Raw genomic sequence first — 26,849 nt, 5'->3', positions numbered from 1 at the left:
CAGCGCCTGCATTGCATCTGCCAGCGAGAAGCTCCGCCCGTCGTGCGCTCGCGAGGAGTTCTGCCCAGGCGTTCAACGTTCAAGCAGCGGACGCAGGGTATCGGCAAGAACGCCGGCGTCGAACTTGCCGACGTAGGCGTCCACCCCCACCGCCTTGCCCATCGCATGATTCGCTTGGGACGATAGCGACGAGTGCATGACCACCGGCACGCCGGCAAAGCGGGGGTCGCCCTTGATGTTCTTGGTCAGCACGTAACCGTCCATCTCGGGCATCTCGGCATCGACGAGAATCAGCCGGATCTCGTCGCGCACCGCTCGCCCGGTATGCACTGCGTGCGTGGCGATCGCCTGCAGCCGACTCCAGGCCTCTGCTCCGTTCGTCGCCTGTTTGTTTCGGACGCCGAGCTTGTCGAGCACCTCGGCGATCTTCCGTCGGGCGACCACCGAATCGTCCGCAAAGAACACGCTGACTTCTTCCTCGACGTTGGCCGGCGGAATGTCGACGATGACCGCCTCGCCAAAGGCATTGGCGAGAATCTGCTCGACGTCGAGAATCGACACCAGCTTTCCGTTGTCGAGTTCAGTGACCGCGGTGATCAGACCCTGATTGCTCGACAGTACCGTTTCCGGCGCCTTCACCTTCTCCCAGTCTACGCGGATGATGCGATCGACTTCATGCACCAGGAAACCCAGCGTGCGTTTGGAGAACTCGGCGACCATCATGGTTCCCCCGTAGCCCTCGGGTTGCTCCTTGTGCTCGAGAAAGGAAATCAGCGAGAGCACCGGAATGACATTGCCGCGCAGAGAAATCAGCCCTTCGACGCCGCGCGGCATGTTCGGTGTCCGGGTGATGTGCGGCGTCCGCCCGACTTCCCGCACCTTGAACACGTTGATCCCGAACGTTTCGCGCGTTCCCAGCGAGAACAGCAAGATCTCCATCTTGTTCGAACCGGCAAGCCGGGTGCGGGCATCGACGCCGTCGAGCAGCTTTTTCCGTTCGGCCATATCCATCGTGTCGCTCCAGAATGATCGGGCAATCCGCTATCAGGTCAACTGTCCCACCGCCGGAAGTTCGTGCCGCAGTCTGCGCGCCAAGGTTTCCGAAAGACGCTGCGGTTCGAACTTGGGCACATATTCGTCCACGCCGACGGACTTGCCGAGTTGCTGATTCGACATGCCGGACAGTGATGAATGCATGATCACCGGCACGCCGGCGAATCGCGGGTCGGACTTCACCTTCTTGGTCAGAATGTAACCGTCCATCTCCGGCATTTCAATGTCGGTGAGCAACAGGCTGATCAGTTCCGTTACAGCCTGACCGGACGCCTGCGCATAGTCCGCCATTTTTTCGAGTTCTTCCCAAGCCTCCCGACCGTTGATCGTGGACACGTATTTCACCCCCATCGCTTCCAGCGTCCGCCGGATCTGCTTGCGCGCGACCGCCGAATCGTCCGCAAAAAACACGGTCAAGCCCGAATTCCCGATCGGCTTGATATTGCGGTAGACGATTTCGTCATCATAGCCGGTCGTTTCCGAGAGGACCTTCTCGACGTCCATCATCATCACCAGGCGGCCGTCAGGCAGTTCGGTAACGGCAGTCACCAGGCCCCCCATCTCGGCCAGCAGCATCGCCGGCGGCACGCGCATCTGACTCCAGTCCAGACGCAGGATGGTGTCCACCCCCTCGACGAGAAAGCCCTGCGTGTGACCCGCATATTCGGTCACGATCATGATCGAGCGTGGCGTGTCGGTGGCTACGCCGGCATAACGGGCAAGATCAACGACCGGCACCAGCGCTCCCCGCAGGCTGACCATCCCCTGCACCGAGGGAGGCATCTCCGGCGCGGCGGTGATCGGCGGCGTGCGCATCACCTCGCGCACCTTGAACACATTGATCCCGAACGTCTCGCGCCGGCCCGTGCGCGCATCGGTACCGAGCGAAAACAGGAGAATTTCCAGCTTGTTGGTGCCGGCCAAGCGGGTACGTGCATCGATGCTCTTCAGTAGATCTGACATTCGTTTCCTCGCCATGTAAGGACCGCAGAGGAGCGGGCCCCGGCAATCCCGATGCAGGCCGGCGTGGCAAGGCCACCACCAACCCGCACACGAGTCTGTCCGGACCGCTCAGGAATCGGTCGTGTAGCCAATCCGGAAGCCCCCCCAGCGCCGGCCCTTGACACGGATCGGAGCCGAAATGTCGTGCAGGACTTCACCCGTATCGCGACGATAGGTTTGCAGCAGGAAGGGCTGTTCATGACTGCCGCAACGCTTGGCAACCGGGTCGTCGAAGATCCGCTTGCTGCGGTTATTGACGAAATCGACCTTTTCGTCGCCGGTCAGGGGTTGCGAGAACTTGCGATTGTGCGTCGGCACGTAACCATTGCGGTCGATGCAAATCGCGTAGGTGCACCATGGGTTCTGTTCAAGCACACTTTCCTGCAACGGGACCAGCGCCTGGTCGGTAAACTCGTCGAAGCGGCTCCGGAACTTTTGCGGCTTGGTATTCGCAATCGGCTGGTAGCGCTCGTCGAACAGATCCTCCAGCCGGATCCTGCCGGCATCGACCGCCTTCTCGAACAACTCGCCAACGGCGACTGCCGCCTGCCTGACGATTGCCGGCATTCGCCCGTGCGTCGCAATCGCGTGTTCGCCAGCACTCCCCAGGCGGAAGACATTGCTGATTTCACCCAGATTCTCGGCCAGGCACTCGACATGATCGACCGCGAGCAGCGTTTCGGCAGTGACCGCGTTGTTCGTTTCCGCCATTTGCCGGATGTTCTGCACGTGGTCGGCGATCGTCTGCCCGGTCCGGGTCTGCTGCGCCACCGCCACCGCAATCGCCTCGACCTTTTCCATCGTGCCGCGCGCGCCGCGGTTGATGCGCTCCAGCGATTGCGCCGCCTGCTGGGCCAGTTCGGCGCCGCTGCGCGCCTGTCCGCTGCCTGCCTCGATACTGGCAATCGCACTCTCCGTTTCGCTCTGGATCGCCGCAATCATCTGGCCGATTTCGCCAGTTGCCTGCGACGTCCGTTCCGCGAGCTTGCGCACCTCGTCGGCAACCACCGCGAAACCCCGCCCCTGGTCGCCGGCGCGCGCCGCCTCGATGGCCGCGTTGAGTGCCAGCAAATTGGTCTGGTCGGCAATCTCGCGAATCGTCTGGACGATGCCGCTGATCGCCTTGGAGCGTTCGCCCAGCGCGCACACCACCCGGGCCGACTGGGTGACCGATACGGCAATTCGCTCCATTTCCGCCGAAGCATTGCCAACGATCGCCATTCCCTCGGTGGACAGACGGCTCGCCGTTTCCGAGATGTTCGCGGTTTCGCTGGCGTTTTCACTCACCCGTTTCATGTTCTCGGTGAGCTCTGCCATCGCGCCAACGGTCGCCAGAGCGGCCTCGCGTTGCTGGGTAGACCCCGAAGCGACTCGCCTGGCGTCATCGATCAACCGTCTGGAGGCGTTGCCGATCTCGGCCGAGTTGAACAGCACCTTGCCGACGATCGTCGCAACCTCTGCCACCAGCCGATTGAAATGGGCGGCCACCGCTGCGATTTCGTCGCGCCCTTCGACCGGAACGCGTTTGGTCAGGTCGCCATCGAGGTACATCCGGGAGATCACGTCACGCAAACCTTCCAGACGTGCGACCAGATTCCGCTCAACGATCAGGCCAATCGCTGCAGCGAACAACAGCAGCAATGCGAAAGCACCCAGCCAACCATAGAGGCTGCCAGCGAATACGACAGCGCCGAGCCATCCCGCCGCCGCTGCCGCAGCCACCTGCAACAGCGTCGCGGCACGAATCTTCCAAGCGACTCCATACATTCTGGTTCCCCTCATCATCGTCTTCTCCTACTTTTTTGCAGTCTACGGCACGTGGCCTGCGCAGCTTTAGCGAGCGGCGATTGCGGCAACCGGTCAGCCCGCATCGTGCGTTTGCTCTTCGCCGGCGCCGTCCGACACCTCTCCGAGCGCTTCGTAGAGCGCCACCGGCGCAGTGCGGCCACGCACCGCGACGAGACCCAGCGGCCGGCAGCGCCAGTCACCGAGTGCGCGAAACGTGGCCTCGCCGATGATCACACCGGCACCGTACCGATCGGACAGGCTCTGGATGCGGGACGCCAGATTCACCGCGTCACCAAGCACGGTGTACGAGCGCCGGTGGCGCGAACCCATGTCTCCGACCACCATCGCGCCGCTGTTGATGCCGATACCGATCCGCAACGCCGGCCAGCCGCGCGCGACGAAGCGCCGATTGACTTCGCGCAGCGCACGCTGCATCGCCAGGCCAGCTTCGACTGCGTGCCGCGCGTGCTCCGCATCTTCCAGCGGCGCCCCCCAGAAAGCGACGATTGCATCGCCAATGTATTTGTCCAGCGTGCCACGATGACTGCGAATGATGTCGGTCATCTCCGACAGATAGTCGTTCATCAGTCGCGCCAGATCGTCCGGCGGCATGCTCTCGGCAAGCGTCGTGAAACTCCGCACATCGGCAAACAGGACGGTCAGTTCGGCGCTGCGTCCGGCCATCGTGTAGTGCTCCGGATCCCGGCTCATTTCGTCGACCAGCTCGGGGGGAACGTACTGGCCGAAGAGCGTCGCCAGGCGTCGTTTGGCGCGGCGTTCGACGAAATAACCGAAAAACAGGTGCAGCGCAAGCAGCCCCGCCACCAGCAACAGCGTCGCCGCCATCGGCAGCACCCATTGCAGCCGTGCCCACGCAAGCAGGGCGATGATCGTCAGCGACAACAGCAGCAAGGCCGACAGGCCGACTGCCGACGCCGGCGAAAGCCGGGGCAGGAAACGCAGGAGGACGACACCGACGAGCAGCAACAGACCTGCCTCGATCGTCGGCATATAGTCGGGAACGTGCAACAGGCGACCATCGAGCAAACCGGCAAGCAGGTTGGCATGTGCCTCCACTCCCGGGAATGCTTCGCCAACCGGCGTCACACGCTGGTCGAGCAGGCCCGGGGCTGTCGTCCCGAGCAGTACGATCCGACCGCTCAGACTGTCGGCCGGCAAACGGCCAGCGAGCACGTCGGCTGCCGAATGGTAGGAAAAACTCCCCTCGCCACCGCGGAAAGGCAGCAGCACGGCCGCCTGCGCGGCCACCGGGATGCGCAGCAGTCCACGCGCTGCCGACAGTTCGATCGCCTCGATCGTCGCGCCGGTCATCTGCCACGGTGCGCGCTCGGCAAAGCGCAGTTGCCATACGGGATTGCCCAGCAAGGTCTGCGCCATCACCAGCGCCAGAGCTGCGTAGACCTGTCCGTCGCAGGTCGCCAGCAGCCAGGCCCGCCGCGTCACTCCGTCGCGATCGACCGGCGCGCCCAGGAATCCGGCACCGCTGGCGGCCTGCTGCAGGATCGGCAAATTGCCGCCGTAACCGTTCCACTGGGAAAACTGTGCCGCCTGCTCCGCCATCGCCGGCAAGGCAGTCGGCAGAGCGCCGCTCTTCGCCGCCGGCGCGCCGGCCGACAGATGGAAACCGAGAATCACCGGATGACGGCCGATCGTCGCCGCCAGACGCCCATCGTAATCCAGCGCCGGTCGCAGCTCGTCGAGGGTCGCCCGGAAAGCCCGATCGTGGCGCAAGCGCCCGCGCGCCAGCCGCTCGAGCGCCGCCAGCCCGGAACTCTCGTCGGCCTCGGCCAGGATCACGTCGAGGCCGAGCAGCAAGGCGTCATACGTTTCGAAGATGCGCTCGATCAATTCGGCAAGAACAGCCCGATTCCACGGCCAGCGGCCGATCTCGGCCAGGGAACGCTGGTCGATATCGACGATCGCGATCCTCTCGTTGACCGCCTCGTGCGCGAACCAGCGCACGCGCACGTCGTAGAGGAAGGCGTCCAGGCGACGCAGCGGATCGATATCGACATGGTGCAGGCTGTAGGCGAGCAGCACGCCGAGCAGTGCGACGCTCAGCCATTGCCGCAGGTCGACCGAGGCCAAGCCGCGAAGCAAGGTTGAGCGAGGCTCAACGGAGCTTGATTTCGACACGGCGGTTGCGCGCTTCCGCAACATTGTCGGCGGTCGGCACGGCCGGTTCACGTTCGCCGCGGCCGGCAACGGTGATCGCGTCACGTCCTACGCCGGCCGCCACCAGCAACTCGCGCACCATGCCGGCGCGCTGCAGCGACAGGCGGTCGTTGTCGGCCAGGCTGCCCACCCGGTCAGTGTGCCCGATGACCACCGCTTCGCCTGCCGGCAGCGCCGCCACCTCGGCGCGGATGCGCGGCAGCAGGGCGCGCGACTCGGCCGTGAGCACCGTCCTGGCGAACTCGAAATAGAGCAGGTAGCTTCGCGGCCGCGGCGGTTGCATGGCCAGCAGGCGGCCATAGCTTTCGCGCACCATGTTCGCGCTGCTGGCGGTGCGGGTCGCCTTGCCGCCGGCGACGTCAGCGGCGGCAAAGGGCTCCGCGAGCACCACTTCGCCGGCGGCAGCGGCAACCACCAGTGATCCGCTGCTGCCGTCCGGTGCCGGCAACAGGACGACGTGGTCGGTCAGGCGCGCACAGGCCGAGAGACACAGCGCAAGAACCCAGCAGCCAGCGACCGCAGGTCTCATTCGTCGTCTCCGCGCGCTTCGACGATGAACTCGGTGCCGCGCACGCCGAGCACCACGTTGGGCGTCCGCAAGCGCACGTTCTGCGGTTCGTGCTTGGCGATCAGGCCGGTGACCACGCTCAGCGTACCCTTTACCAGCGTGGCGAGGAAGTTTCCCTCGTGCGTCGTGCTGTTGAAGCGGAATTCCTCGATCAGCAGGGTGCTGCGCGGGCCGGCGGTGAGCAGGGTATCGTCGGCCAGGGTGATGCCGACGGCACCATCCGCGCCAGTACGGATGCGGTCCCCCACTTGCACCAGCGTACCGACCTGCGCCGCCTGCGCCAGGCCGGCTCGATCGACGGTCACGCTGCCCTCGCAACGCTTGACCTTGCCGGCCGGTGGTACTCCCTCGGCAGCAACGGCGATCGTGGCAACGAGCCACAGTGCGAGCGATAGAAAGTTTCGCATGGCAGGCACTCCAGTCGTCAAGGTGAGCAGCCGCACGCGATCGGGACGAACGCACGCGGCAGCCAGCGGGCGGTGGCGCGAACGCCAGGCCGCGCAACGCCACTCAGCGCGCGCGAAAAAGCAGGCTGGGCCGGACTTCCTGCAGTACCTTCTGCATCGCGCGCCGGTTGCCGAGATTCAGGATGATCGGCGAACGGGTATTGGCAGCGATTCTTCCCTCCGCCGCTGCATCGCGGTAGACGATCACCACCACCGCTGCCTCGTCGGCAGTCTGCAAACCGAGCAGCTCGCAATCCGCGTCGGAGAGCTCGATCTGATAGGCGAGGTCGAGCGTCTCGGGAACGACGATCGGGAACATCACGGTCACGTCATCGAGCGACTGCAGCCAGAACACCGCGGGCTTGTCACCTTCCTCGTGAAAGATCTTGAATCGCCTGCAATCGGGAAAGCCGGCCAGACCATCGGCAAAGGTGAACACGCTGTCCGGATCCACCGGCACGTCCCTGAGACCGAAATGTTCGAGATCGATTTTCATGGCTTCCCCGTCCCGCGGCCGCATGCACGCGTGCCGAAGGCTGGCAATGTAACCCGAATCAGCGCGCGGCGGCAATTCGCCCGATGTGCGAAGATGCGCGCGGCAGCATCGACCGGCGAGCCATGCCGCAGCCGCCCGTTGTGGAGATCGACACATCAGAAGTGCGATGCGCATCGCACGCCTTGAGTTTTGCCTTCCGATTCTGCATAGTTTGCGCCTTTTCGCGCACGCCCCGAGCTGCCAACGCCGATGCCCACGAAGCCGGAAAATTCCCGCAGGATCGTCGCCACGATCGCCGCCGAGATCGGCTGCCGCCCGGCGCAGGTGCTGGCCACCGCTGCGCTGCTGGACGACGGCGCCAGCGTGCCCTTCATCGCCCGGTACCGAAAGGAAGTGACCGGCGAACTCGACGACGCCCAGTTGCGCACGCTGGAGGAGCGCCTGGGCTATCTGCGCGAGCTGGAAGAACGGCGCAGCGTCATCCTGGCGTCGATCGACAACCAGGGCAAGCTCACTCCCGAACTGGCGGCCGCGATCGACGCTGCCGAAAGCAAGCAGCGACTCGAGGATCTCTATCTTCCCTACAAGCCGAAACGGCGCAGCAAGGCGCAGATGGCGCGTGCCGCCGGTCTTGCGCCGCTCGCCGAGGCACTCCTGGCCAATCCGACCTTGTCGCCGGAAAGTGAAGCCGCACGCTATGTAAACGCCGAAGCCGGTTTCGCCGACGTGCGCAGCGTCCTCGACGGCGCCCGCCAGATTCTGATGGAACAGTTCGCCGAGGATGCCGGCCTGCTCGGCGAACTGCGCGCTCTGCTCGAAGCGCGCGGCGTGCTGAAGTCGACGGTGGTGGCGGGCAAGGAAGCCGAGGCAGCCAACTTTCAGGATTATTTCGCCTATTCGGAAGCGATCGTCGCGATCCCGTCGCATCGCGCGCTGGCACTCCTGCGTGGCCGCAGCCAGGACATGCTGCAACTGGCGCTGGTCCTCGACAGCGAGCTCGACCCGCCGGCGGGCGTCCGCCACCCCTGCGAGGTACGCATCGCGCGGCACTTCGGGATCGTCGACCAGGGCCGCCCGGCCGATCCATGGCTCGCCGAGACGGTGCGCTGGACCTGGCGGATCAAGGTTTCGCTGCAGCTCGAACTGGAACTGATCGGCGCTCTGCGCGAGCGCGCCGAAGCCGAGGCGATCCGCGTTTTCGGCGCCAACCTGCACGATCTGCTGCTCGCCGCGCCGGCCGGCAAGCACGCTACGATCGGCCTCGACCCCGGTCTGCGTACGGGCGTCAAGGTCGCCGTCGTCGACGCTACCGGCAAACTGCTCGAAACCGCAACGATTTACCCCCACGAACCCCGTCGCGACTGGGAAGGATCGCTGCATGTGCTGGCCACGCTGGCGCGCAAGCACCGGGTCCAACTGGTCAGCATCGGCAACGGCACCGCCTCGCGCGAGACCGATCGCCTCGCCGCCGAGCTGATCCGGAGACAACCGGATCTGCATCTGCGCAAGCTCGTCGTCTCCGAGGCCGGCGCGTCGGTCTACTCGGCGTCGGAGTACGCCTCTCGCGAATTTCCCGACCTCGACGTCAGCCTGCGCGGTGCGGTATCGATCGCCCGCCGCCTGCAGGACCCGCTCGCCGAACTGGTCAAGATCGATCCGAAGGCGATCGGTGTCGGCCAGTACCAGCACGATGTCAGCCAGACCCGGCTCGCCCGCGCACTCGACGCGGTCGTCGAGGATTGCGTGAACGCCGTCGGCGTCGATGTCAACACCGCCTCGGCGGCCTTGCTGACCCGAGTCTCCGGGCTGACATCGACGCTGGCGGCAAACATCGTCGCTCACCGCGACCGGCACGGCGCCTTCCGCAACCGGCAGGCACTGCGCGAAGTGCCGCGCCTGGGCGACAGGACTTTCGAACTGGCTGCCGGTTTCCTGCGCGTCAACGAGAGCGACCAGCCACTCGACGGCTCGGCGGTGCACCCGGAAGCCTATCCGCTCGTCGAGCGCATCCTCGCCGACGTCGGCAAGGGCATCCGGGATGTGATCGGCGACTCGCGGCTGCTCCAGGCGCTGCCACCGGAGAAATTCGTCGATGGAAGATTCGGCCTGCCGACCGTCTGCGATATTCTCAAGGAACTCGAAAAGCCCGGTCGCGACCCGCGCCCGGAATTTCGCACCGCAACCTTCCGCGAAGGCGTGGAGGCGGTCAGGGACCTGCAACCTGGGATGATCCTGGAGGGCGTGGTCACCAACGTCGCGAATTTCGGTGCCTTTGTCGACATCGGCGTGCATCAGGACGGACTGGTGCATGTCTCCGCGCTCGCCGACCGCTTCGTCAAGGACCCGCGCACGGTGGTCAAGGCCGGCGACCTGGTCAAGGTCAAGGTCATCGAGGTCGATCTGCCGCGCAAGCGAATCGCACTGAGCATGCGCCTGAGCGACGACCTGCCGCCTGCACGGAAGGCCGGCGGCCCGCCGGTGCGGGCGCGGCAACGCCCGCAGGAGCTACCGCCACCAACCGGCGCGATGGCCAGTGCCTTTGCCCGCCTCAAGCGCTGACCACCGGCGACGCACCCCTTGCCGTCACCTCCAGCGAGGACGCCCAACATGCCCAGGACCGCCACCGCCAAACGCAGAACCGCCGCCGACAGCGCCGAACCTCGTCTGTCCCGCCAGCGCAAACCGCAAGACCTGCCGACCGACGACTGGCAGCGGGCGCTGCGCCGCCAGTTCGGCCGCGAACAGCCGTTCGTGCTCGAAAATCTTGGCGACGATCCCGTTTTCTCCGAATTCTCCGTTTTCAACCCGGATAGCCGCCGCCGCTATCGCGTGGCGATTCGCGGCGCACAGACCGGCGACAATCACTGTTCGTGTCCTGACTTCGCGACCAACGATCTCGGTACCTGCAAGCACATCGAATTCACCCTTGCGCAGCTCGCCGCCCAACCACATGGCAAGGCAACGCTGACCGCCGGGTTTCGTGGATCGTTCAGTGAGCTGTTCCTCGATTACGCCGGCCTGCGCCGCATTCGCCTGCGTCTCGGCAGCGAGTTTCCGGCGGACTTGCAGCCGATGCTGCGGCGATTGTTCGTCGACGCCGACGGCTGGCAATTGCTGGCGCAACACTTCGCCGAGTTGCCACAGTTCATCGAGCAGGTGCGCGCCAGTGGCCACGACCTTCGCTGCGACGAAGACGCGCTGTGTTTCGTCGCCGAAGTCCGCGACGGCGAAGTTCGCCAACAGACGCTGGCCGCCGCCTATCCACTGGGGGCCGACAGCCCGGAGCTGAAAGCGCTGCTGAAGACCGAGCTCTACCCCTACCAGCGCGCCGGCGCCCTCTTCGCGGCGCGCGCCGGAAGGGCACTGATCGGCGATGAAATGGGACTCGGCAAGACCGTTCAGGCAATCGCCGCCAGCGAGATCTTCGCCCGCCACTTTGCCGCCGAGCGCGTGCTGGTAATCTGTCCGACTTCGCTCAAGCACCAGTGGGAACGCGAGTTTGTCCGCTTCACCGGACGCCATGCGACGGTAATCGGTGGGCTGCGTGCCGTCCGTCAGGCACGCTACGCACAGGAAGGTTTCTGCAAGATCACCAATTACGAGACGGTGAGCCGCGACCTCGACCTGATTCACGCCTGGGCGCCAGACGTGGTGATCGTCGACGAGGCGCAACGGATCAAGAACTGGAACACGATCGCCGCGCGCGCGCTGAAACGCATCGCCAGTCCCTACGCCATCGTGCTCACGGGCACGCCGCTCGAAAACCGCCTCGAGGAACTCATCTCGATCGTCCAGTTCGTCGATCAGTACCGCCTCGGCCCGACCTGGCGACTGCTCGACCGGCACCAGCAACGCGACGAGCGGGGTCGCGTCATCGGCTATCGCGAACTGCACCGGATCGGCGAGACGCTGGCGCCAATCATGGTGCGGCGCCGCAAGGCGGAGGTGCTCGAACAACTGCCCGAACGCGTCGATAACACCCTGTTCCTCCCAATGAGCCCGCTGCAGGCCGAGCATCACGAAGAAAACCGCGACATCGTTGCGCGCATCGTGCACCGCTGGCGGCATACCGGCTTCCTTTCCGACAAGGACCAATTGCGCCTGCACTGCTCGCTGCAGAACATGCGCATGGCGTGCAACAGCAGTTTCCTGATCGACCACGAGACCGACGACGGTTACAAGGCCGACGAACTGATCACCCTGCTCGACGACCTCTTCGCCGATCCGCAGGCCAAGGTGGTCGTCTTCAGCCAGTGGCTGCGCACGCACGAACTGATTGTTCGCCGACTCAGGCAGCGGGGCTGGGAGCATGTCCTGTTCCACGGCGGCGTTCCCGGCGAACAGCGCGGCGCCCTGGTCGAGCGCTTCCACCAGGACCCCGCCTGCCGCCTGTTCCTCAGTACCGATGCCGGTGGCGTCGGCCTCAACCTGCAGCACGCCGCGGCGGTGGTGGTGAACATGGATTTGCCGTGGAATCCGGCAGTGCTCGAACAGCGGATCGGCCGCGTGCACCGCCTCGGGCAGACGCGCGGCGTGCAGGTGATCAACTTCGTCGCCCGGGGAACGATCGAGGAGGGGATGCTCTCGGTGCTGGCCTTCAAGCAATCGCTGTTCGCCGGCGTGCTCGACGGCGGCGAAAGCGAGGTCGTCCTGCAGGGCACACGCCTGTCGAAGTTCATGGAGACCGTCGAGCAGGTTTCCAGCGCGGTCGAAGTACCCTGCGAGGAGCCGAGCCAGGAGGAGTTGCCGGTCGAAGCAAGCACGGAAGCCGCGAGCGCGATCGACGACGAGGCGGAGTACCGCGAGCCTGCGCCCGTCAGCGCTGCCGCGGAAACAGCCGTCGCCGGGCGCAGCGCCCCTGCGGAGCAGCCGCCGACGGCTGCGGCAAGCGCCGCCGCAGCCGATTCCTGGGCGCCGCTCCTGGCCGCCGGCGCGCAGTTGCTCGGCGAGCTCGCTGCCGCCTCGACCGGCGAGCGCGAGTCGCCCTGGGTGCAAACCGATCCCGCCACGGGGCAACGCTACCTCAGGCTGCCCGTTCCCGACCCGCAGACGGTGCAACGCCTCACCGAAGGGCTGTTGGGCTTGCTCGGCGGGCGAAAGTAGCGTTCATCAAGCGGAGGACAGAACCTCGTCATTCCGCCGCTCGCCGGAATCCACTGCGACAGCGTCTGGGCACCGGCCCCGGATCGGAGTCCGGGGTGACGTTCTCGCACCGGTGCGACGAGGTTCATTCTGCAGGACCGCTCCTGCCACCTCGGCATCACTCACCGCAGGCCTGCCATGGCCGGGAAGCCAACTACCATGAAAATTCGGCGCTGAACTCCGGTATTTCATGGTAGATTTCCGCATGCTTCCCCGCTCCAGTCAGCTCGATCGCCTGTTTCAGCTTCTGACTCAGTTCCCGGTAGTCGCCCTCCTCGGACCGCGACAGGTGGGAAAGACCACGCTTGCCCGGCAGTTGGCCGGAAAATGGGGCAATCCGGTCAAGCAATTCGATCTCGAAGATCCTGACGATCAGGCGCGCCTTGCCGATCCCGCCTTCGTGCTGCGTCCACTGACCGGGCTGGTCGTCCTCGACGAAATCCAGGCCCGGCCCGATCTGTTCCCGCTGCTGCGGGTCCTGGCCGACCGCCCGGACGCCCCCGCCCGTTTCCTGATCCTGGGCAGCGCGGCACCGGAGCTTGTTCAGCGCACTGCGGAGACCTTGGCGGGACGCGTCGCATTTCATGAACTGGACGGTTTTGGGTTGGACGAACTTGCCGCAGCAAACCGCCTGAACACCGTGACTGCAGACTGGCTCGACACCCGTTGGCTACGCGGCGGCTTCCCCCGGGCGTTGTTGGCCAGCGATCTCCGGAGCAGTCTAGAATGGCGAGAAGCGTTCGTTCGTACCTACCTGGAGCGGGATCTACCGCAACTGGGAATAAACCTGCCGGCAATCACCTTGCGTCGCTTCTGGACCATGGTGGCCCACTCCCATGGCCAGACCTGGAACAGCAGCGAAATTGCCCGGTCGCTTGGTGTGAGCGACAAGACCGTGAGCCGCTATCTCGACATCCTTGAGGGTACGTATATGGCGCATCGGCTGTTGCCTTGGCACACCAATCTGGGCAAGCGGGAAGTGAAGGCAGCCAAGGTGTATGTCTCCGACAGCGGCGTCTTGCACAGCCTCTTGCGGATCAGTGACTTCGACTCGTTGCTGGCGCACCCCATGTGCGGCGCATCGTGGGAAGGATTGATCGTGCGCGAGATCATTCGTCGCAGCGGCGCACAACGGGGCGAAGCCTTCTTCTGGGGTACACATACGGGTGCGGAACTGGACCTGCTGATCGTCAGGAATGGCAAACGCGTCGGCTTCGAAATCAAGCTGACCCGCGCCCCGAGAGTCAGTGCCGCCATGCGATCCGCCCACGCGGCCCTCCGCCTCGATCACTTGTACGTGATCTGCCACGCCGAAGGTTCACCCTGGCCGCTCGGAGAAGGGATCACCGCCGTGCCCGCGGAGAGCATTGATGCGGCACTTGTTGCATAGGGGCGAACCTCTCTCGTCAGGGACGGGAGGGGACTTGCCGTCGCGTGGGCGCAGACGAGTCTGCAGCAAGCCAACGTTCGCAGCGCGTGTCTAAACTCCAGTCAATAGAGAAGTATCGTGCTTTTTCACCCTTGAAGTCCGTGGCCATCCTGGAGTAGTCTAGCCTGTAGTCTAGTCTGTTAGAGGAAAAATCTCATGCGCGAGATCGGGGCCTTCGAAGCGAAAAACAAACTCGGCACCTTGCTCGATTGGGTCGAGAGTGGCGAAGAAGTGCTCATCACCCGGCGCGGCAGGGCTGTCGCGCGCCTGGTGCCCGCCGGACCAGGCTTTGACCAGGCCAAGGCCAGACGTGCCGTCGAAGGCATTCTGGAGGCGAGCCGCGGCGTCACGCTAGGCGACCTCAAGATCAAGGATCTGGTGAATGAAGGTCGGCCGTGAGTTTCGTTCTGGATAGTTCCATCGCCTTATCCTGGTGTTTCGAGGACGAACGCACGCCCGCCACGCGCGCGCTGCTGGTACGTGTCGGGGTCGCGGGCGCGTGCGCGCCCGCGCTGTGGCCGCTGGAAGTTCTCAATGCGCTGGCGATGGCCGAGCGCCGCAGCCGGATCGACAGCGAACGTCGGCAACGCCTCGCCGGATTCCTGCACGATCTCCCGGTCACGATTGACGACGAGACGGCCAGCCAGGCATGGGCAGTCGCGTCCCAACTGGCCGCACGGTTCCGGCTGACCGTCTACGACGCCGCCTATCTCGAACTGGCGCAACGCCTCAACCTTCCCCTGGCGACGCTCGACCAGGAGCTGCGCGCGGCGGCTGCCGCGCTCGGCGTCCCGCTGCTCGGCACTTGACCTGGGGAGACCATCCGATGGCCGGCCCCCAGCTCACGGGTTTCTCTCACGCCGAATTCTCGCGCACCCGCGCAACACACAGCTTCGCTGCTTCATGCTCCACCGCATGATCACGATCCTCGGCAAGCCCGATCAGGATGTTGAGATCGAGGCCGACGCCACCTTCCAGCCATGCCAGTACGGCGTGGACATCTCACGCCCGTTCTAAGTGGCGGAACTGATGCCAGAAGGCGACTGCGCTTGCCGCACGAAGAGCCGCTTTCTTGCGAACGCCTTTCGGCCGCCTGTCGAAGAATGCTTCGCTACTTTGCGGTCGTTTCACATTGACGTACGCTGCACCTTCCCGGGGAGCGAACCTTCGCTACGGCAGAGCCAATGACAATTGATCTGGTTCCCGGCAACTCCCCACGTGACAGGCCGCCGTGCGTGCGCGAACCCGAACTGAATCCGCAGTGGAGAATGTTGCGAACGAGCACCGCGTTGCTGCTCGTCTGCGGCTTCTGCCTCTTTCTCCCGACCATCTTCCACGAGCTCTTCGCCGACGACGAGATCTACCTGGCTTACACCAATCGCATGATCCGTCAGTTGCCGTGGACCGAACTTCACCAATTCCTGGTGAAGCCTGGCAACCCCTGGGAATACCTGCCCGTTCGCGACTTCACCTACTGGCTGGACTTCCGTCTGTTCGGCGATGAACCGGCCACCTTTCATGTCACCAATCTCGTCTGGTACTCGTTCTCGGCCGCGAGCTTCTGCTGGCTGGCAAGGGAACTCGTCCTCTTCTTTCGGCCGGCGTGGGCTGCCCAGGCCGGCGTGCTGGCAATGTGCGGAACCGTGCTCTTCGTCGTCCACCCTGCGCACGTGGAAGCGGCTGCCTGGGTCGCCGCCCGCAAGGATCTGATGGCCGGGACTCTCGGCTTCCTGTCGGCGGCGGCGCTCGTCCAAGGGATGCGCACGAGCTGGCCAGCCCGGAATGTTCTTTTGGCGGCGGCATTGCTCCTGCTCGCATGTTTCAGCAAGGCGGCGGGAATGACTCAGGTCATGTTCTTGACCGCCCTGATCGCTGCAGCTTGGCGCCATTGCCCGGGAATTCCCGCTACGCGCAAGCTCGTCACGCTGCTCCTGCTCTGGGCGCTCGTGGTCTTTGCCGCATTCGTCCATATGAAGATCGGCGAAACAACCGGAATCCGCATCGAAAACCATCCCGGTTTCTTGGTCTCGACCGAACGTGCGTCGCGAATTTTCGCTGCGCTTGCGCGACTGCTGCTTTGGCCATACCCGCTTGGCCTCTATCACGACGTCTACGACGCTGGAAACTGGCATTGGCTCGCTACGGCTGGTGGCCTCCTTCTCGTCATGCTGGCAGCCGGTGCGATTTTCTTTCGGCGGACGCTCTGGCCGCTTGGCGTAGTGCTGATCGTCGCTCCCTGGACCGTCTATCTGCAGTTCATTCCCTTCACCACCTGGTCGATGGCCAGCGAACGCTTCCTGTTCGTTTCCGTCGGTGGACTGACGCTGATCCTGGTCGACCTCATGGGGCGCCTCGCACAACCACGCACAATTCTCGCCGTCGTGTTGCTGATAGCCGTTCCGATGGGAATGCTGACGTGGAACCGGGTGAACGAGTGGGAACTGGGTTACCGTCTGCTGGCCATGGAATACGAGCGTCAGCCAGGGTTCCACAACGCCATTCGCGATCAGGTGCTCCACGTCCTGCTGCCCCAGCGGCAATATGCCGAAGCCGAGGCACTGGCGGAAGGCATTCCTCGCGACTACGCGGCTGCGGCGCTGGTCGCCTTCGTCCGTGCCGAGCACGTCCTCACAGCGCGAAACGACGATGTCGGAGAAGGACTGGCGATCAGCGACTCCACCCACAGCTACTGCCTGGCCATCGCTTCCGCCCGGCAGGCGCTGTCGGCTGCTTTTTCGCAGATCGTCAGCGAGCGTGATCTGTCCTACAACAATTTGCTTCGGTCGCTTGAGCGGCAGATCGAGCTCCGCCACGCGAATGTGGCCCTAAGCTGTGCTCCCCATGGCTAACGCGGGAGGATTCTGTAGACACGCCAGGTCTGCTGGCTGTCGTCGAGTGGTTCCAGATTCAGTCGAGCGCTGAAGAACTCGTGAAGGGCTGCATCGCCATTCACCAACGCTCGATTGAATCCGCGCAGGTGTTCTGGTTTGGTGAGGTAGGGGGACGAGACAAGACGGCGAATCGGGTTGGTGTGCGACCGGTCGACGTACTGCACGATGCCCGTGTGATGATCAGTAAAGCTGAAGTTGGTGTCGCAACCTCGCAACGCCTGCGCATAGGACGAAAGCTGAAGTCCCGGCCTGCCCCGGACGTACATGCTCCCGCCGAACATGTCGACGCCGAACACGCGGTCGCTTTTCTCGAGCTTCCCGATCGCTTCCAGAAATCCACCCATTTGCTCTTCTTCCCAGTCTCGCCACGACTTGATCGTCGCCAGCGAAAAGACGATGAGCAGAGTAAGTCCGGCCGTAAAACAGTAAAGCCGGGGTACGCGTGGGGCCGGCAGGGCAAGCAGCAGCAAGGTCAGGCCACAAGGCAGCCAGCGCTGGCTGAAGAAGATCGTATTCATGTAGTTCCACGGCAGCACCCAGTAGGCCATGATAAACCCGACGGCAGCAACGAGAAGCGGCTTGTCGGTTTCCGCTTCGAGATGCCGCCACCGGGTAAAGACAGACAGAGCGATCCAGAAAGCCAGGACGACGATGTATGTCGACTCCAGACCGCCCTGCAGTCCGCCTTGTGCGGCATTGGCAAAGTAGTTGAGGTCAGCACGTTCCAAAGGCATCGCGCCCCAATCGACCCCGGTTTCTACGCCGCTGGCACGCCGCGCGGCGGCCAGTTGCGGGTACCAGGTGCAAGCCAGCACCCAGCCCGGAAGCATGCACCCCAGCGATTGCCGCCAGGAACCGGGCTGCCGGTCGATGAATCGGGCAATTAGCCACACATTGGCCATCAGGAACCAAAGTGCATGCGCGTAATACAGCAACAACCCTGCACCAGCCATCACAAGCGCTTGGCTTCGACCAGGGCGAGCGCGGGCAACCTGCATGAATAGGCAGAAAACTGGCCAGCCAATGAGGAAATTGAGCAGGCCCCAGTAGAACAGGAAATTGAACACGAGCGGCACACCGATCAACCAGTTCTCGGCGGGCCGGTTGTGAAATCTCCCAAGAACGTAGCTAGCCGACACCCATGCTACCGCCAGCACACTCATCGTCAGGCGCGCAGCGGTGAGTGGGTCCGCAACCTGCCAGAAACCATAGATCAGGCCATAAACGAGCGTGTTGGGGTAGTACCAAGGACTCAGCATCAGTTCTGGGCGCCGCCCGGCCAAGGTTTCTTCCAGCAGAAAAATCTGGCCCAGGTGCTGGGGAAGATCCGTCACTGGCGGAATACTAACAACCCAGAACGGGAACGCCACCGCAACAAGCACAATAAACGCAAGACCGAGAGATCTCCATCCAAAGACATCAATCGCAGACATCAACCGAAGCCCTCATTTGGTTCACAGTCATCAGGCAGGGCAAACACAAAATAATCTGCAAACGTCGAAATCCAGAAGTATCAATACGAAGAAAAGCCCTGCCTACCTTGCATTTGTAGTGGTACGTGGAAGATCGGCAGATTGTGCTGACCCTCTGAAAGGCTCAAGTCGATTTGATCCGACAACCTTTTCTCTGACGACATAAACCGGCGTCTTCTGCCCGCCGAGGCAGGAATGCATTACAAAATTGACATCCCCATCAATCAGTACGGGCCCGCCAAGATCGGATTCCGACACGTTGCCTAAGTCTCTGTAGTGCCTCCCATTCAAGCGCAGCAGCGCTCCCCAACGATCTGGTGCAAGCAAAGGCTTGCGAGTCGCGGCAACGATATCATCGTAGTACTGGCGCACCAATGGATGTGTGAAACGATTCTCGCCAGTAACGACTGATTCGAGGTACTGGCGCGGAACATATCGCTCGAAATGACCGACTCTTTGCGTGCCAGTTCGCAGGGGCATGCGTCCAAGAAAAGCATCACTCAATGCAAGCGGGTCGACAATATAACGGTTTGCCCCGGCATAATAGCCAACCATTCCGATATGGCATGCAATCAGGATTTCCTTTCCAGAACCAAGCGACTCCCGAATTTGCTCTCCTGTCGTCCTGAACGGGTGGCTGAGACCAAATTTCGCGACCGTAATAAAATCGGTATAACCATAATAGATGCCTCTCTCATCAGCGATACCATCGACAATCTTTGCCCGGATATACTCACTGCTGTTGGCACCGGTCAACCGGACCACAACCAGCACAACTAGGGGGAAGAAAATTAAGGTTTGCGAAATCCGCCGGTCCATCGCCCATCTTTGGCCAGCCACATCCTGTTGTGCCTCAACCATGCTAGAAATGATATTGGCAAGAATAATTGCCGAAACCACAGAAGGACCAACAAAAAATCTCCCGGCCATGTAGTCACCACCGACAGAGAAGAGATAAGCTGTAAAGAGAAGCAGAGCGGAGAGCAAAGGACCCAAATGGCGGGTTCGGTAAGCAGCTGAAATAAAGACCGCAGCACTGATCAGGCAAAGTTCTACTGGGCCGAAATGCTGCATGTACTCGAAAAATCGCGTCGCCTGCCGAGCGACATCGAAAGTAACGTTACCCGAAACGATTTTCGCGTTTGCTGAGTTAGGAACTGGTGAGCCATAATAAAAGACTGAAAAAGCTGTCCATAAGAATAGTGGCATTGCGCCCACCAAGACCTGCCTACCCTGGCCAAGCCATGAACTACCTGAAATCGAGCGGATGGACCTAAACACCTGAACGACGAGGAATGGCACCGTAAGCAGGAGACTATCGTGTCGCGTTATCACGCATAGGCTGGCAACGAGAGTCAAGAGCAAGGTCTGGTAAGCGCCACGCTCCAGTCGGCACCACAGGTGCACGAAGCAGGAGAGAGTCAGAGCGACCAAGGGCGTTTCCAGACCGGAAGACGAATAGTCGACAAAGCAACGAGTCAACAGAAGTATCGTGGCCAAGACGAAGAAAACGGCCGGAATCCGCAATGATGCGAAATACAGGTTGGACAGAGTCAGGGTGGTAAGCCCAAAAGACAGGAAAATTGTCGTAAAAAAAAACTCTCCAGTGATAGCAACAGCGCCGGTCGTCAGCAGCATCCAAAGAGGCGAGGTAAATACCTGTACACGTTCTCCAATGTTCCAGACAGGGCCTTCACCAGACAAGAAATTCTCGATTACTCTGAAATTAATGAATGCATCCTCCGTAATCCATGCATTACGGAAAAATATGTAGGGAAAAACAATCACAAAGATCAGAAGCGCGAGGCGCTCATCGTTGCCGGTGGCGGAAGACGTCGTTGACACGGAGGCCATAAGCTTTGCTATCTACCTCTTGGCATTGAGTTATCGGAAGATCGTCTACTCCGGTTTAGCAACCGTTTCGTCCTGCAATGGTGAAATCCGGCACGCGAAAGCCCAGCTTAGAGCACCGAGCATCAACCCGGCAAGCAGATCGACAGCATAATGCCAACCAAGAATGTTGGTAGCAGCTACCGTGAGCGCGAGCAGCACAGCATTAAATAGGGAGACGGTCGCACTTTGCCGCATGGCCGCGAACATGATCAGTGCAATACCTACGTGAAGACTGGGAAGAGCTGCGATATAGGCAAAGGGCGAAATCTCGTGCAAGATGCCGGCAACGGTACTGTCCGTGCTCCAGGTCAGGAAGCGGGCCAAATGCCAGGTGTCAGGAGCCAACATGCGAAGATCCCTAAAAAGATCTGGTGCGTAGAATATTGGTCCTTTAGATGGCACGACGAAATAGATGGCTGGTCCAATAGAGTATATGAGGAACATGGCGGCAAGATAACGCCTTCCGTTCACCCAATCCCTGGCACCGTGAAAGAACAGGGCTGACCAACAGACCTGCTGCAGAAGACCAATGTATGCGATATCGAGGAATTGCACAATTGATCCATGCGAACTGCGCCAGTGCGCTAGCAATTGGTAATACGATTTCCCCAGTAGCAGTGCATCTGCATTCCAAAGCAGAATGTCATTGGGGACAGCCAAAATAAACAGGCTGCCTTTGATCATGGTATGGAAGTAGGCTATGCAAGTGTAGGCCGCGAATACGGCAGAACCAGCAGCAGTCGATCTCAAGATCGACAACATCCCAAGACTGATGCTGGAATGCCTTGCAAGTTCAAGAGCGGGGACGCCGGACAGAATGATGCAGAGAGCGAGAAAGTCGACGAACGAACCTGTGGGAGGGTTCAAGACATGCAATCCAGAAAGACAAAGCAGGATTGCTGCCATGGTTCCCCATGCCCACAGAAACCGGCCTACGAATAAGCGATGCCAAATGGAGGGGTCCGACTCTTTGGCAACCCCAGCGGCCCAGATTCCAAGCGCAATACACCAGAAACCAGTTCGGTCAAATAACTCATAGCAAATGCGTGCAATTCCCCACCATTCATAGGCGCCGCGAACCAGCGTAGCGTTCAATATTGCCCCGATTCCCAGAGAGAGCGCGGGAACGAGTACAAAAAAACATAACTCATTGGCGCTGGGAAGATGTCTGTCTTGTCGAGGATAATCCACGTATCGATTTTCTGAATTGATTCTTCTCGACCGACCCGTCGAAGCGAACGGGTCCTGCCCGGTTGTTGCAAGTGATCAGGTGTTAAAGCCGCATCCGCTTGAACACCCATTCCGGAATGCTCCGTATCACCGCCATGATGGCCCACCAGAACCACGGCAAGTAAACGACATTCGCCCGCTTGCGGATGGCCCTGACGATTCCCCGGGCGATGTCGTCCGCTTGCGCCCAAAGCACCCCCTTGGCAAAGTCTCTGGTCATCGGCGTGTCGACGAATCCCGGCTTGATCGTGATGACGTTGCAACCCGCGGCGTGGAGTCGGTTACGCAGGCCCTGCAGGAAGATCGCCAGCATCCCTTTCGCCGAACCGTATACGTAGTTGCTCTGCCGGCCACGGTCGCCAGCGACCGAGCCGATCACCACCAGCGTGCCGCTGCGCGCCTCTTCGAGGTGGCTGGCGACCAGCGTACAAAGACTGACGGCGCTCAAGGCATTGGTATGGATCGCGGCCATGGTTGCCGTGACATCGTCCTGGCACGCTTTCTGGTCGGGCAGCGTGCCGTGGGCGATGAGCACCAGATCGATTCCGCCGAGCGTCGCGATGGCGCTGTCGACGAGCTGTCGATGGCGTGGTAGGTCGTCGAGGTCGGCGGTCGCACGATGCACGGGATGACCGATACGCACCGCGAGGTCGTCGGCAATCGCGGCCAGCCGCTGCGCGTTGCGGCCGACCAGAAAGAACGCCGCCTGTGGCGAGGCCAGCCGGCGGGCGGTCGCTTCTGCGATTGCCGAGGTCGCACCGAAGATGAGAATGCGTTGCACGCCACTACTCCCGCTGGCTGACCCGGCGCCAGAAGTCCGACGAAAAACAGGGATCGACGTACGACTGGAAGGACTCCCACGCCGGGTAAGCACGCCGGAAATCGTCGCCACGCATGCAGGCATCCTTCGCCGGGTACAGGGCCCCGCCGGCCTGTCGCACGATGCCGTCAAGAGTGGTGAACAACGACTTCGTCGCTGCCCCGCGATTGGGAAAATCCAGTGCCAGCGTCACGCCCGGGCGCGGAAACGAGAGCATCGCCGGCGAGCGCAAGTTGCCGAAAGTCTTAAGCACCGCCAGAAAGGAACCCTGCCCGCTCGCCGCGACGCGAGCGAGCACTTCGCCGAGCGCCGCACGGGCGCCATCGTGCGGCACGACGAACTGGTACTGATGGAAACCCCGTGGTCCATAGATGCGGTTCCAGTTGCGTACGTGGTCGAGCGGATAGAAAAACGGTTCGTAGTGACTGCTGCCCTGACGGCGACGAGGCAGGCGATAGTACAGGAAGTTGAAGGCGCGGAGAACCGGGGTATTGACCAGCGAGAACGGGGGCATGCACGGCACGTCGAGCCGGCTGCGCCGAAAGGCTGGCGGACTCGTCTCCGGCGGCGCGTGCTTGCCTGCCAGGTAGATGCCACGGCCGAGCGCCGGTCCGCGCGCGGCGCAATCGATCCACGCCACCGTATATGGCCACTTCGCAGCGCTCGCCTGGTCGAGCTCGAAGTACTCGTCGAGATTGCCGAACTTCGTCGTTTCAACCGTGACCCAGGGGTTGTCCACGCGCTGCAGGCGGATTTCCAGCCAGGTGATCAATCCGGTCAGACCGAGGCCGCCGGCGCTCGCCTGGAACCACGGATCATCCGGCAGGCAGAGCCGGCGCTCGCCGTCCGAGCGCAGCAGCTCGAAACGCGTGACGTGAGCGCTGAAGCAACCAGCCACGTGATGATTCTTGCCATGCACATCGTTGGCCAAGGCCCCCCCGAGGGTGACGAAACGCGTTCCCGGCGTGACCGCCGGAAACCAGCCACGTGGAACGACGATCTCGAGAACCTCGTCCAGCGTCACCCCGGCTTCGGCTTGCAGCAGACCGTTGACCGCGTCGAAGGCGATGAAGCGGTCGAGCCCGCGTGTAAGCAGTGCATGGCCGCCATCGTTCAGCGCGACGTCTCCGTACGAACGCCCTAGACCGTAAGGCAGCAGCGTGCCGTGATCGATGGCGGCGAGCGGAAGGTTGCGGTCGTTTGGCCGCAGCAGCGTCTGCCGGGCGGTTGCCACTCGCCCCCAGCCGGCAAGGGTGTCGGGCTTGGTCGCTTTCACCGCGCCAGCCAGACAGCGAGCGAAGCGACGACGGCGATCGCGCGGCTCACCCGGTCCTTGAGGGCAAACACCAGCGGGTCGTCGTGCATTTCGCCGCGGTGGGCGAGCAGCCAGACGCGATTCACCCAGAACAGCAAGAGCACGCAGAGGAACCAGAGATACTCGATGTGGCGATAGAGAACCCTGCCGGATTCGCTGTTGATGTAAAGCGCCAGCACGAGCACCGAGAGCTGACCCGACACCATGCCCATGGTTTGCAGCAGGGGGAAGTCGCGCACCTGGTAGCCGCGTCCATGCACCGTCAGCGAACCGGAGTCGCGCTGCACGAGAAGCTCGGTGTAGCGCTTGACGAGGGCCAGGCTCATGAAGAGGAAGAACGAAAGAGCAAGCAGCCAGAACGACAGGGGAACTTCAATCGCTTCGGCGCCCGCCACCAGACGCACGGTGTACAACCCGGCCAGAATCAGGATGTCGACCAGGACGAGCTGCTTCAAATAAAAAGTGTAGGCGAGCGTGATGCCGAGATAGGCAGCGAGCGCCGCACGGAAGGTCAGCGGCAGGAAAGCGGCCAGAACGAGTGCCGCGACGAACAGGGCGGCGGTACCGAGAACCCCCTGCGGCAGCGGCAACAGACCCGCCGCGAATGGCCGCAATTTCTTGCGCGGATGGCGCCGGTCGGCATCCAGGTCGAGCAGGTCGTTGAGCAGGTACACGCTCGATGCGGCCAGGCCGAAGATCAGGAAAGCCAGACACGCCTGCGTGACTGCCGTCTGGCGGTCCCAGGCGTGAGCTGCCAGAAGGGGCACGAACACCAGCAGGTTCTTTGCCCACTGGTGAATGCGCGTCGCCCGCAGCCACGTCCACGAGCGCGCCGGGCGATCGTCGTACACGGCGGCTACCTCACCCTGCGAGCGGGCACGAGCGAGAACACCGTGTTCCGGCGTGACGACGATCGTCTTGCGGGCATGCCGCCAGACGGGCAGATCAGCGCGTGCGTTGCCCGCGTAATCGAAGGCGCGCTCGCCATAAAGTGCGACCAGTCGCGCCGCCTTGGCCTGCCCGGACAGGTTGATGGCAGGGTTGTCGGTGGCGAGAACCTCGTCGAAGAGACCCAGGTAACTGGCCACCGCGTCTACCCAGGGGCGGGGCGAAGCACTGACGAGCACCGTCCGCCGCCCCTCCGCGCGCGCCGTCCGCACCAGGTCGAGAACCGCCTCGTTGTAGGGCAGCGTAGCGGGGTCACAGCACGACAAACGCGCCAAGGCCAGCTTGCAGGCCGCCCTTCCCCTCGCCAGTTCCCGCGTCAGTCCAAGCAGTCGCAGCGGGTGGTGCTTGCCAAGGGCCAGCAGCGATTCCGCGGTCAGGTCGGTGCGGCTGAGCGTTCCGTCCAGATCGACGCAGAGCGGCGGCGTGACACAATCCGTTTCAGACATGATCGACAACCGCGCCGAACGCTGCGGAAACCGCGATCAAGCGATGCGACCTCGGTTCAGGCACCGGCGGATCCCGGCGTTTCGCTCGCAGAAATCGTCCGAAAAAAGACGCTTTCGAGCGAAACGCAGGGCTCCACCTCCTGCAGAACGCCGCCACTGGCATGCACTTCGGCGATGACCGCGGGCAACTCGGCGGCGCCCGTCTCGCGCGCATACAGACCCGGCCGCAGCTCGACGAAGTCCCGGAGCGCCGCACTCCCGCGGTAGCGCAGGACATAGCGGTCGGCCTGATCGGCGGCCAACTCCTGCGGTGAGCGAATGGTCAGCAATTCGCCACGATGGATGAGACCGAAGCGGTCGGCGATCCGCTCGACGTCGTGCAGCACGTGCGACGAAAAGAACAGCGTTCCTCCCTGACGACGGTATTCGTCGAGGATGTCGACGACGTCCTTGCGACCGACCGGGTCGAGTCCCGACAGCGGCTCGTCGAGGATCAGCAGCCGCGGCTGGATCGCCAGCGCGTGTGCCAGCGCCGTGCGCTGCAACATTCCCTTGGAAAAGCCGCGCAGTCGGCTGTCGGCGACTGCCGCCAGATCGAAGCGGTCGAGCCAGTGCAAGCAATGCCGGCGCTCGTCGTCGACGCGCACCCGATGCAGGCGCAGGCCCATGCGCAGAATTTCGCTCGGCGTCAGATGGTCCTGCAGACTCGGATTTTCGGGAACGAAGCCGAGCCCCCGGCGAGCCTCCGGTTCGCGCACGCTGCGCCCGAAAATGGTCGCGCTGCCGGTGGTCGGGTGCAGCGCGCCGATCAGGATCTTGATCAGCGTACTCTTGCCCGCCCCGTTCGGGCCGATGAAGCCGAAGGTTTCGCCGGCGTCGATGCACAGCGAGATCCCTTTCAGCGCTTCCTTCGCCGGCTTGCGCCATGCCCCTGGATAGGTCTTGCGGATCGCCTCGACGCGAATCGCTTCGCTCACTTCGTCCTCCCGGTAATGCCCGCTGCCGGCTGCACGACCTCCGGCCTGCCCTCGGCATCGATTTCGTATGGCAGGCCGAAGGGATCGGCCGGAATGGTCGGCAGGATCGAGCGTTCCAAGAGTTGTTGCAGGCGTTTGGGCGGCTGGCCGGTGAGCGCAGTGTAGCGGGCGATCGCGCGCTCGAGCAAGAGCAGGTTTTCCAGACGCTCCGCGCGCTTCTCAAGGAAACGGCCAAAAGCCTTGTGCCGGGTTTCCCTGGCCATCGTACGCAGGAGGCGAATCGAGAATTCGAGATCCTCACCCTTGCTGAGCCAGGCTGCTGCCATTTGCTGCAACTGGATCTGCTCGAGTTCGTCGCTGCTGTGGCTCGCCGCAATGCGCAGCCATTTCGCCCCTTCGACCGGATTTTTCCGAAAGTGGAGTTCGTCGAAGCCGTAGTAGAAGGGCGGAAGCGCGTCGAACGGGCGCGCTGCCGTCGCCTTTCGCAGAACGTATTGCGCCGCCGCCACTTCGCCCGCCCACGGCAGGATCGCGGCGGCGATGTAGTAGTTGTCCTCGTGTGCCGGATTGAGCCACGCGGCGTCGGACTGGACGATGCCGAGAATGCGATAGTTCTCGGCCTGCATCGTTTCGGTGGATGCCACGAGCGCGCGAAAGCCGGCCAGATTGGCCGCCAGATAGCGGTCGCCGGCAGCCATCAGCACCTGCACGAAGCGCGGCAAGGCGACCTGCATTTC

21 protein-coding genes are annotated in these 26,849 nt (G+C 62.8%); 6 read left to right on the top strand and 15 right to left on the bottom strand.

The features are described 5' to 3' along the window. Nucleotides 1–72: 72 nt before the first annotated feature. The 7 genes from NFV80_RS06890 to fliW all read right to left on the bottom strand — a co-directional run bounded on the left by NFV80_RS06890 (nucleotide 73) and on the right by fliW (nucleotide 7,549). A complete protein-coding gene (locus tag NFV80_RS06890) occupies nucleotides 73–1,011 on the bottom strand; it encodes a chemotaxis protein (protein WP_296758231.1) in 939 nt (312 codons plus the stop codon). 33 nt (nucleotides 1,012–1,044) lie between these two features. After that, a complete protein-coding gene (locus NFV80_RS06885; RefSeq protein ID WP_295328030.1) occupies nucleotides 1,045–2,016 on the bottom strand; it encodes a chemotaxis protein in 972 nt (323 codons plus the stop codon). A 108-nt stretch (nucleotides 2,017–2,124) separates the two neighbouring features. Next, nucleotides 2,125–3,840: a methyl-accepting chemotaxis protein gene (locus NFV80_RS06880; protein WP_295328032.1), complete on the bottom strand. Its 1,716-nt coding sequence runs from the start codon at nucleotides 3,838–3,840 to the stop codon at nucleotides 2,125–2,127. Nucleotides 3,841–3,915: 75 nt separating this feature from the next. After that, a complete protein-coding gene (locus tag NFV80_RS06875) occupies nucleotides 3,916–5,952 on the bottom strand; it encodes an adenylate/guanylate cyclase domain-containing protein (RefSeq protein WP_295328034.1) in 2,037 nt (678 codons plus the stop codon). Nucleotides 5,953–5,977: 25 nt separating this feature from the next. Continuing rightward, a complete protein-coding gene (locus NFV80_RS06870) occupies nucleotides 5,978–6,568 on the bottom strand; it encodes an OmpA family protein (RefSeq protein WP_295328036.1) in 591 nt (196 codons plus the stop codon). Beyond that, nucleotides 6,565–7,014, bottom strand: coding sequence for a FecR family protein (locus NFV80_RS06865; RefSeq protein ID WP_295328038.1), 450 nt, complete (start codon nucleotides 7,012–7,014; stop codon nucleotides 6,565–6,567). The genes NFV80_RS06870 and NFV80_RS06865 overlap by 4 nt, the downstream gene beginning before the upstream one ends. Nucleotides 7,015–7,117: 103 nt before the next feature. Next, nucleotides 7,118–7,549 (bottom strand): flagellar assembly protein FliW, encoded by a 432-nt coding sequence (gene fliW / locus NFV80_RS06860; protein WP_295328040.1) that lies wholly within the window; start codon nucleotides 7,547–7,549, stop codon nucleotides 7,118–7,120. A 249-nt stretch (nucleotides 7,550–7,798) separates the two neighbouring features. Here fliW and NFV80_RS06855 point away from each other — a divergent pair, with 249 nt between their 5' ends. From NFV80_RS06855 to NFV80_RS06830, 6 genes are all read left to right on the top strand, one after another. Continuing rightward, nucleotides 7,799–10,108: a Tex family protein gene (locus NFV80_RS06855; RefSeq protein ID WP_295328042.1), complete on the top strand. Its 2,310-nt coding sequence runs from the start codon at nucleotides 7,799–7,801 to the stop codon at nucleotides 10,106–10,108. 48 nt (nucleotides 10,109–10,156) lie between these two features. Beyond that, on the top strand, nucleotides 10,157–12,652 hold the full coding sequence (locus tag NFV80_RS06850) for a DEAD/DEAH box helicase (protein ID WP_296758226.1): 2,496 nt from the start codon (nucleotides 10,157–10,159) through the stop codon (nucleotides 12,650–12,652). Nucleotides 12,653–12,896: 244 nt separating this feature from the next. Further along, nucleotides 12,897–14,081 (top strand): ATP-binding protein, encoded by a 1,185-nt coding sequence (locus NFV80_RS06845; RefSeq protein ID WP_295328046.1) that lies wholly within the window; start codon nucleotides 12,897–12,899, stop codon nucleotides 14,079–14,081. A gap of 195 nt (nucleotides 14,082–14,276) precedes the next feature. Continuing rightward, a complete protein-coding gene (locus NFV80_RS06840; protein ID WP_295328048.1) occupies nucleotides 14,277–14,519 on the top strand; it encodes a type II toxin-antitoxin system prevent-host-death family antitoxin in 243 nt (80 codons plus the stop codon). Beyond that, a complete protein-coding gene (locus NFV80_RS06835) occupies nucleotides 14,516–14,929 on the top strand; it encodes a type II toxin-antitoxin system VapC family toxin (RefSeq protein ID WP_295328050.1) in 414 nt (137 codons plus the stop codon). The genes NFV80_RS06840 and NFV80_RS06835 overlap by 4 nt, the downstream gene beginning before the upstream one ends. A gap of 375 nt (nucleotides 14,930–15,304) precedes the next feature. Continuing rightward, nucleotides 15,305–16,969 carry a hypothetical protein gene (locus tag NFV80_RS06830; protein WP_296758223.1) on the top strand — a complete coding sequence of 555 codons (1,665 nt, stop codon included), beginning with the start codon at nucleotides 15,305–15,307 and terminating at the stop codon, nucleotides 16,967–16,969. Here NFV80_RS06830 and NFV80_RS06825 read toward each other — a convergent pair. The 8 genes from NFV80_RS06825 to NFV80_RS06790 all read right to left on the bottom strand — a co-directional run. Beyond that, nucleotides 16,966–18,444, bottom strand: a complete 1,479-nt coding sequence (locus NFV80_RS06825) for a hypothetical protein (protein WP_295330937.1) — start codon at nucleotides 18,442–18,444, stop codon at nucleotides 16,966–16,968. The two genes, NFV80_RS06830 and NFV80_RS06825, sit on opposite strands and share 4 nt — an antisense overlap. A 102-nt stretch (nucleotides 18,445–18,546) precedes the next feature. Beyond that, nucleotides 18,547–20,337, bottom strand: coding sequence for a hypothetical protein (locus tag NFV80_RS06820; RefSeq protein ID WP_295330940.1), 1,791 nt, complete (start codon nucleotides 20,335–20,337; stop codon nucleotides 18,547–18,549). A gap of 45 nt (nucleotides 20,338–20,382) precedes the next feature. Further along, complete coding sequence (locus NFV80_RS06815) at nucleotides 20,383–21,471, bottom strand: phosphatase PAP2 family protein (protein ID WP_295330942.1); 1,089 nt, start codon at nucleotides 21,469–21,471, stop codon at nucleotides 20,383–20,385. A 178-nt stretch (nucleotides 21,472–21,649) separates the two neighbouring features. Continuing rightward, nucleotides 21,650–22,387, bottom strand: a complete 738-nt coding sequence (locus tag NFV80_RS06810; RefSeq protein WP_295330944.1) for an SDR family oxidoreductase — start codon at nucleotides 22,385–22,387, stop codon at nucleotides 21,650–21,652. A gap of 4 nt (nucleotides 22,388–22,391) precedes the next feature. Next, nucleotides 22,392–23,702 carry an FAD-binding oxidoreductase gene (locus tag NFV80_RS06805; protein WP_296758219.1) on the bottom strand — a complete coding sequence of 437 codons (1,311 nt, stop codon included), beginning with the start codon at nucleotides 23,700–23,702 and terminating at the stop codon, nucleotides 22,392–22,394. Continuing rightward, nucleotides 23,699–25,135 (bottom strand): UbiA family prenyltransferase, encoded by a 1,437-nt coding sequence (locus NFV80_RS06800; protein WP_295330948.1) that lies wholly within the window; start codon nucleotides 25,133–25,135, stop codon nucleotides 23,699–23,701. Before NFV80_RS06800 ends, NFV80_RS06805 begins: the two co-directional genes overlap by 4 nt. Nucleotides 25,136–25,191: 56 nt before the next feature. Continuing rightward, entirely contained in the window at nucleotides 25,192–26,112 is a 921-nt protein-coding gene (locus NFV80_RS06795) for an ABC transporter ATP-binding protein (protein WP_295330950.1), read from the bottom strand. Then, a partial coding sequence (locus NFV80_RS06790; RefSeq protein ID WP_296758216.1) for a hypothetical protein occupies nucleotides 26,109–26,849 on the bottom strand: 741 nt, incomplete at its 5' end. The genes NFV80_RS06795 and NFV80_RS06790, both read right to left, overlap by 4 nt.

The organism is Accumulibacter sp. (assembly GCF_023806565.1).
GTDB lineage: Bacteria > Pseudomonadota > Gammaproteobacteria > Burkholderiales > Rhodocyclaceae > Accumulibacter.
This window is presented reverse-complemented; position numbering and strand designations above follow the sequence as displayed.

Bases quoted from the DNA above. Each gene is read 5' to 3' on its own strand.
- NFV80_RS06825 (WP_295330937.1), bottom strand. From the start codon at position 18,444: ATGTCTGCGATTGATGTCTTTGGATGGAGATCTCTCGGTCTTGCGTTT.
- NFV80_RS06885 (WP_295328030.1), bottom strand. From the start codon at position 2,016: ATGTCAGATCTACTGAAGAGCATCGATGCACGTACCCGCTTGGCCGGC.
- NFV80_RS06820 (WP_295330940.1), bottom strand. From the start codon at position 20,337: ATGGCCTCCGTGTCAACGACGTCTTCCGCCACCGGCAACGATGAGCGC.
- NFV80_RS06845 (WP_295328046.1), top strand. From the start codon at position 12,897: ATGCTTCCCCGCTCCAGTCAGCTCGATCGCCTGTTTCAGCTTCTGACT.
- NFV80_RS06880 (WP_295328032.1), bottom strand. From the start codon at position 3,840: ATGATGAGGGGAACCAGAATGTATGGAGTCGCTTGGAAGATTCGTGCC.
- NFV80_RS06800 (WP_295330948.1), bottom strand. From the start codon at position 25,135: ATGTCTGAAACGGATTGTGTCACGCCGCCGCTCTGCGTCGATCTGGAC.
- NFV80_RS06850 (WP_296758226.1), top strand. From the start codon at position 10,157: ATGCCCAGGACCGCCACCGCCAAACGCAGAACCGCCGCCGACAGCGCC.
- NFV80_RS06870 (WP_295328036.1), bottom strand. From the start codon at position 6,568: ATGAGACCTGCGGTCGCTGGCTGCTGGGTTCTTGCGCTGTGTCTCTCG.
- NFV80_RS06830 (WP_296758223.1), top strand. From the start codon at position 15,305: ATGACAATTGATCTGGTTCCCGGCAACTCCCCACGTGACAGGCCGCCG.
- NFV80_RS06855 (WP_295328042.1), top strand. From the start codon at position 7,799: ATGCCCACGAAGCCGGAAAATTCCCGCAGGATCGTCGCCACGATCGCC.
- NFV80_RS06840 (WP_295328048.1), top strand. From the start codon at position 14,277: ATGCGCGAGATCGGGGCCTTCGAAGCGAAAAACAAACTCGGCACCTTG.
- NFV80_RS06890 (WP_296758231.1), bottom strand. From the start codon at position 1,011: ATGGATATGGCCGAACGGAAAAAGCTGCTCGACGGCGTCGATGCCCGC.
- fliW (WP_295328040.1), bottom strand. From the start codon at position 7,549: ATGAAAATCGATCTCGAACATTTCGGTCTCAGGGACGTGCCGGTGGAT.
- NFV80_RS06865 (WP_295328038.1), bottom strand. From the start codon at position 7,014: ATGCGAAACTTTCTATCGCTCGCACTGTGGCTCGTTGCCACGATCGCC.